This window comes from Tianweitania sediminis, assembly GCF_017813335.1.
In the GTDB taxonomy this organism is placed as follows: Bacteria; Pseudomonadota; Alphaproteobacteria; order Rhizobiales; family Rhizobiaceae; genus Tianweitania; species Tianweitania sediminis.
The window spans coordinates 106,193-112,192 of sequence record NZ_JAGIYY010000012.1 but is presented as its reverse complement, the minus strand read 5'-3'; the positions used below and the strand labels follow the sequence as shown (position 1 = coordinate 112,192).

The 6,000-nt window shown below is 63.0% G+C and carries 9 protein-coding genes and 1 pseudogene; 4 read left to right on the top strand and 6 right to left on the bottom strand.

All coding sequences use genetic code 11. The annotated features are described in order from the left end of the window. A partial coding sequence (locus tag J5Y06_RS23375) for a cation transporter (RefSeq protein ID WP_209337318.1) occupies positions 1–222 on the bottom strand: 222 nt, incomplete at its 3' end. Continuing rightward, the gene (locus J5Y06_RS23500) at positions 149–694 is read right to left on the bottom strand and encodes a heavy-metal-associated domain-containing protein (protein ID WP_342453476.1); all 546 of its coding nucleotides are present in this window, start codon (positions 692–694) and stop codon (positions 149–151) included. The genes J5Y06_RS23500 and J5Y06_RS23375, both read right to left, overlap by 74 nt. Positions 695–743: 49 nt before the next feature. Here J5Y06_RS23500 and J5Y06_RS21845 point away from each other — a divergent pair, with 49 nt between their 5' ends. The 3 genes and pseudogenes from J5Y06_RS21845 to J5Y06_RS21840 all read left to right on the top strand — a co-directional run bounded on the left by J5Y06_RS21845 (position 744) and on the right by J5Y06_RS21840 (position 3,036). After that, the gene (locus J5Y06_RS21845; RefSeq protein ID WP_209337317.1) at positions 744–941 is read left to right on the top strand and encodes a heavy-metal-associated domain-containing protein; all 198 of its coding nucleotides are present in this window, start codon (positions 744–746) and stop codon (positions 939–941) included. Between the two features lie 56 nt (positions 942–997). Beyond that, positions 998–1,180: pseudogene (locus J5Y06_RS23495) on the top strand (hypothetical protein); the annotation flags it as partial. 845 nt (positions 1,181–2,025) lie between these two features. Then, on the top strand, positions 2,026–3,036 hold the full coding sequence (locus J5Y06_RS21840; protein ID WP_245248264.1) for a L,D-transpeptidase family protein: 1,011 nt from the start codon (positions 2,026–2,028) through the stop codon (positions 3,034–3,036). A 275-nt stretch (positions 3,037–3,311) separates the two neighbouring features. On the opposite strand, the gene J5Y06_RS23650 is transcribed toward J5Y06_RS21840, so the two are convergent. The 3 genes from J5Y06_RS23650 to copM all read right to left on the bottom strand — a co-directional run bounded on the left by J5Y06_RS23650 (position 3,312) and on the right by copM (position 4,512). After that, a complete protein-coding gene (locus J5Y06_RS23650) occupies positions 3,312–3,461 on the bottom strand; it encodes a DUF411 domain-containing protein (protein WP_209337316.1) in 150 nt (49 codons plus the stop codon). Then, on the bottom strand, positions 3,458–3,739 hold the full coding sequence (locus J5Y06_RS21830) for a DUF411 domain-containing protein (protein WP_209337315.1): 282 nt from the start codon (positions 3,737–3,739) through the stop codon (positions 3,458–3,460). The genes J5Y06_RS23650 and J5Y06_RS21830 overlap by 4 nt, the downstream gene beginning before the upstream one ends. A gap of 272 nt (positions 3,740–4,011) precedes the next feature. Continuing rightward, positions 4,012–4,512: a CopM family metallochaperone gene (gene copM / locus J5Y06_RS21825; RefSeq protein ID WP_209337314.1), complete on the bottom strand. Its 501-nt coding sequence runs from the start codon at positions 4,510–4,512 to the stop codon at positions 4,012–4,014. Between the two features lie 204 nt (positions 4,513–4,716). On the opposite strand from copM, the gene J5Y06_RS21820 reads away from it, so the two are divergent. Continuing rightward, a complete protein-coding gene (locus J5Y06_RS21820) occupies positions 4,717–4,923 on the top strand; it encodes a hypothetical protein (protein WP_209337313.1) in 207 nt (68 codons plus the stop codon). A gap of 341 nt (positions 4,924–5,264) precedes the next feature. On the opposite strand, the gene J5Y06_RS21815 is transcribed toward J5Y06_RS21820, so the two are convergent. Continuing rightward, the gene (locus J5Y06_RS21815; RefSeq protein ID WP_209337312.1) at positions 5,265–5,765 is read right to left on the bottom strand and encodes a DUF305 domain-containing protein; all 501 of its coding nucleotides are present in this window, start codon (positions 5,763–5,765) and stop codon (positions 5,265–5,267) included. Between the last annotated feature and the right edge of the window lie 235 nt (positions 5,766–6,000).

Here is a 6,000-nt window from a genome sequence, read left to right as displayed (position 1 = left end):
CAGTTCCCTATCCTTCGCCTCCTGGCGCGCGTCGGCAGCCGCGCTCGCCCCCGCCGCATTGGCAAGACGCGGTACGTACCCGGCCTGGCGGATCGCGGCTTCGACCGCAGCGGCCGGAACAGGGGCCGCCGCCTCGATCGTGCCCCGCTCAGTGGCAAGGTTTACGGAGGCCTTCAGGACCCCGGGTACGGCGGCGATGGCCAGTTCGACCCGCCCGCACACAGGAGGCGCAGGTCATCCCTTCGATCTCGATTTCAGCCATTTCTGTGAGAACCTCGTATCCGGCGCCTTCTATCGCGGCGATCACCGCGTCGGCAGCGGGGGTCCCCTCGAAGGTTAGGTTGGCCGTTGCCGTCGCCAGGTTTACCGAAGCGGACCTCACGCCCGGCACCTTCCCGATGGCGAGTTCGGCGCGGCGCACGCATGAGGCGCAGGTCATGGCTTCGATTCGGAAGCTAAGGCGGACGTCGGCGGGATCAGGTTTGCGGTGGGCGTTCATGGCGGTTTCCTCGTTCTGTTTTGCGGTTGAAACGAGGTGTAAAGGTTCCAGCAATGGGAGGGTCAACAAGGTATCTTCAGGTTTCGTCGACCGCCCTGCCTGAACCACCGGCCAAGGACTCAGATGTCGTTGATGATGATGGATCTGGTTGCGCGCATCGAAAGTTTGCCCCTTGACCTTCCCGGCGGTGGACACCCTATCTCCGGCATCTGGCGACGTGCCAAAGATGAGATAGGAGAACCAGATGCTGAAACTGAACGTGCCCGACATGACCTGCGGCCACTGCGTTGGAGTTGTGACCAAGGCTGTCAAGAGCGTCGACGCAGACGCCAACGTTGCAATTGACCTGCCGTCTCAGACGGTGTCAGTCGAGACAGAGGCCGACGCCGACAGAATCAGGAGCGCGGTGGAGGCTGCAGGCTACACCGTTAAGGCGGCCTGAGATCCGCCGCCATCATAAGAGTGGACGACTGGGTATGGAGTTGAGGGACGACCTCGATCTTCGCGGCAGTTGGTTTAGTGGCCTGGTCGGCTTCTTGCTCGGTCTGCTCGGCGGCGTCGGCTCCCTTCTGGCCACGCCGCTGTTCATCTACGTACTCGGGTAACGCAGCCGAATATTGCTGTTGGAACCGTGACCTTGCGGTTTCGGTGAACGCCTTCGGATCGCGGAGTTCATCGGCGGAGGCTCATTGGCGACCTTTACAGAAGGCTGCTCGCCACTCGTCTCGGCAAAACACGGATACAGTCCACCGTTTGTTCGTCGCGCTGGTGCTAGAGGTCGCGAGTTATATTTTCTACCGGAGCTAGGAACATTGAGGATTGGCTGAGCGCGGCCTAGCGACAGCGGACTGCGGTTCGTGCTGCCGCGGTGCCTCAGGCGATCATGCGGAGGGACGTTGGCGGGCGTCGTGCTGATCCAGCCGATCAGAGGGCGGGTAGGCCGATGCCATGGCGGCTCGGGTTCCCTTCCCTATGTTGCCTGGCAGGCTTGCAGCGACTGACCACGCGTGGCCGATCCGCATAAGGAGGAATAATGATGCACGACATGATGGGTGGCAGGATGATGTGGGGCATGGGCTTGATATGGCTGCTCGTGCTGGTCGTCCTGGTACTAGCGGCCCTCGCCCTGGTCAAATATATCCGCAAATAGCGCCCGCCGTCCTCACCCGGTAACTTGTCTACGCTCGATCGGTGGGCAACTACACGCTCTTGGGCACCGGCTGCGCCAATCGGCTCGAAGGGGACCCGATCGCGCTGTACCGGGCGACCTGCGAAACGCGTGTACGCGACATTCGAAACCTGTGTCGCTGCTTTACCGCCTCTTAAGCCGTTGATGCTGGATTGGCTTAAAGGGGGTTCAGAAATCACAGGAGAGTCGCCGCAGACAGGAATGGCGCCGAGAGCAACATTCCTGGACTTGCAGCTGCAAATTTATGGTTGCGTTAACCATTCCCTCATTGGCTGAAGGCAAACCTTGTCCTAAGATGATCTCAAGCTCCGGCAACAGGACAGATCAGGTGCGGCGCATGTTCTTCCAGATTGCGGGCGTCGCGCTGCTTGGTGCGCTTCTCGCTGCGTGCAACAGCGACCTTGGCATGCTCGATACCGATACGAAGGCGATACAGCCAATACCCGCGAAGGTCGTGGCCGACATGCGTAGCCGCAACATGACGCCTGCGGACCCGATCGTCGTGCGCATCTTCAAGCAGGAAAGCGAACTCGAGATCTGGAAGCGCGACCGCTCGGGAAGGTACGCTCTCCTCAAGGCCTATCCCATGTGCCGCTGGTCCGGGAAGCTCGGCCCCAAGACCCGGGACGGGGACCGCCAGGCGCCGGAAGGCTTCTACCACGTCAATGCGGGAATGCTGAATCCTGCCTCCCAATACTACCTGTCGTTCAATCTTGGCTACCCGAACAAGCTCGAAGCGGCTCTCGGATACACGGGCGAGGCACTCATGGTCCACGGCGCCTGTTCCTCTTCTGGATGCTTCGCCATGACCGACGAGGGGGTCGCCGAAATCTACGCCCTGGGACGGGAGGCCCTGAACGGCGGCCAGCGCCTGTTCCAGGTCCAGTCCTATCCGTTCCGCATGACCGCCCAGAACATGGCCAAGAACCGCAACGACCTGAACTATGACTTCTGGCGAAACCTGAAGCGCGGCTACGACCTTTTCGAGGTGACAAAGCAGCCGCCGAGCGTGGGTTACTGCGGCCGGGGCTATGCTTTCGGACCTGCGGGGAGCCAGGACCTTCCGGCTGATCCGTTGGCCGCGTGCCCTGCGGACACTTCGGTCACGGATGCCCTGATCGCGTCCCGGCAGCAGTCCGACGACCTGAAGGTTGAGACTCTGGTGGCGGAGGGCTACGCCCTGAGGGCACACGCCTATTCTGACGGGGGCATGCATCCAGACTTTCGCAGGCTCCTCAAGCGCGAAGGCGCGAAGGGACTTTCCAAGCGAACCTCCCTCAACGCCGTCCCCGTGTCACGGCCGGACGCCGCGCTAGCAGACCCGCACGATCCCGGTACGGAAGACTGACCGGTCTTTACCCGGAGCAGCTGAAAGGTCGAGCGCGTTCGATACCGTGGCTTCATGAGGCCCCGCGCAGCGCCTCCTGGTTGCCCCTTCCGGCGCCGAACTCCTGGGTGCCCCAGGAGGGTCCGTTGCTGTTTACGACTGGACCACTCCGGGTGCAGGTTTCGATGACCAGCGCCCGCGGCGGCCGACACCTCTGGTACTGCGGTCGCGTTCTGATCAGAAGGCTTCGGTGCCGCGGAAGCGCATGAATGCGGCAGTGCCTTCAATCGCGAATGCTACGTTGTATGTGACGGGGAGCGTGCCTTCCGGGGCATCCATGCCGGGGGAGCAGATGATGGGTATTCCAGGCACTGCCAGGCCGATACATCCGGCCGGTCGCGCAGGAGCTTCGCGATCGCTGCCGCAGGAACGTGGCCTTCGATCACATAATCCCGATCTGTGCGGTCTGACAGGAGCGCAGGTCCACCGGACCCCCCAGCTTGCCCTTCAGCGCCTCCATGTCCTCGAGTTCGTTGACCTGGGCGGCGTGGCCGGTCGCCCTCATGTGGGCGACCCATCCGCCGCAGCAGCCGCAGTAGGAGTCTTTCCAAACTACAAGATCGCTTTTTCCGCTGGCGCGGGAAGGAAAGGCTGGCATGGCAGCAAGTGCGGCCGCCGCACCCATGACGATGAAGCTCCGTCGGTCGTGCATGTGGACCCCCATGGCGGTTCTCCGGATTACACTCGTGCCAATGACATATCACGTCCGGCCTTGAAGCAGGGCCGTCCGAATGGTCACAGTTCGTGGCGGGAGCACCGGAGCAGCGCCCGGTTCCCGGGAATACTGAGGGCCATTCCGGCGGTTAAGGACCGGCGACCAGCTCGCGCGCCGGGGCGGCGGGTCTGCCGCCCCGGCTCTGGGTCTTCGCCGGCTGTTCCGTCGGCGAGGCAAGAAAGGGGCTGATCAGGGACGCCGCGGCGCCCCTGAGTTCCGGCTTACTCGGCGATTTCTCCGGCTGCCCGCTCCTCGAGCCAAGTGAACATGTCGGAGATCTCCTGCTCCTGGTTCTCGATCACGGACTGAGCCAGTTTCTTCGCCCAAGGGTCATCGCCGTGCTCGAGCTGTGCCTTGGCCATGTTCACGGCGCTCTGGTGGTGCGGGATCATCCCGCAAACGAAGGCGACATCGATGTCTTCAGCCATCATGCCGATCATCATCTGTCGGTTCATCTCGTCCATGCCTTTCATGAGATCAGCGTGGGCCTCGTCCATGGCGTGGCCGGTTCCCGTGCCCATTGCCATGCCTCCCATGCCCTGCTCGCCTGCGGCAAGGCAGATCTCCGGGAGCTTGATTTCTCCGGCAGGCGCACGGGATGTTTCCGCAGCCGGGGCCTGATGACCTGTGCCGTGCCCGCCATGCGCGTCCTGTGCGAGGGCGATGGACGTGGAGGCAGCAAGGATCGAGGCGACGAATGCTGTAGTCTTAAAGAAGTTCATCTTGGGATATCCTGATTGAGCGAGACGTGTTTCTGCGAGTCAGGATCGCCGGGGAGGTCGATAGAGGCGTTCCCCTGGCCAGCGGTCCGCCACGCGGTCAGGCAGGGGCGAGGGACGGGGCATCTCCCAGTCAGGCAAGCTCACCCGGTTATCCGCCGGGAGTCCCGGAAGACACAGCCCCGCTCCGCAACAGGCGGGAGGGTTATGGTGACCATACGAAGGCGCGGGATCACCGCTGTCCTGGGCGGCATGGACATGCTCGTGCGGCGGACCCGAATGGACGACCAGGCCGGCCATGGCGTTGTGCAGGATCGGGCTGGCTGCGACGGCCACCAGGACCGCCAGCATCACTCCCAGGCTGAACAGGCCGGCCTTCCAGCGCTGCACGCAGGCCACCCTTGGCCGAAGTAGACGCCCGGAGCTGGCCGCGGCGATCATCGACGTAGACCACGTCGCTGCGCAAGGCAGCCCGGGCGGCAGCGTGACGCCAGGCGAAAGCGGGTAAAGCCGTCCTGCAGCAAAGGAAGTTCCCAACGCGTTGTAGATGAAGGCTAAGAATAGATTCGGGCGGATGTTCGGCATGGTCGCACATGCAGGTGGCACCCTGGACGACGCCGGGCATGCATCCGATTCCGGCACCTCCCCACATGCAAGTCGATCGCGACGTGCGCCGTTGCGCGGGGTCAATCGATGGCCGGCCCCCGGAACTTTCACGAGGCTGCCGACGGCGCGGCAGCCTCGTGCGCGGTCGGCTAGTTGGATGACTTGCCTTCGGACCCCGCTTCGTCGTCGCTTTCGGCAGCGGCATGCTCCTCCGCCCAGGCGATAAGCTCCCGCAGCCCCTTCTCGTTCTCGTCGATCGTCTTTTCGGCCAGGCGGCGGGACTCTTCGTTGTCCGCCTTTGCAAGTCCGGCCTGCGCCATCGCGATGGCGCCCTGGTGGTGAGGGATCATCGCGCATATCCATGAAACGTCAGCGTCGATGTTCATCGACCCTTCCATCATCGGGCCGTTCATCTCAAGCATGGATCGGTGCATGCTGCGCTGCGTTTCCGTCACCTGGCTCATCGCCTCCTGGACCGCCTCCATGTTCTTCGACATGCCCTGCTTCATCTGCTGCATCTGATCGCCCGCTCCCGTCGACATAGCAGCCGTGCGGCAGGCCTCGGGCAGGCTGATGGACTGCTCCTGGGCGAACGCGACAGGGGAGGTGAGGCAAACCGCTGCGGCGAGCGAAGCGACGTATGGTTTCATGGTCGATCTCCTTGGTTGAGGATAGCGTTCAACACGGTGGGCGGGTGCTGGTTCCAGCGGCGCAACGGTGGAGGTTGAGAGACTAGAACTGCACTCTCCCTGAGGGAGGAGGTTCTACTGACTGGGGCTCCGCGCGCTGCTTGCGCACCAAAGATGATGCTCCTGAAGGGCCTCACGAAGACAGATGCGATGCGTTCCGCGCTCTGCTTATCGGCGGTGGTCAAGAACTGTCCGC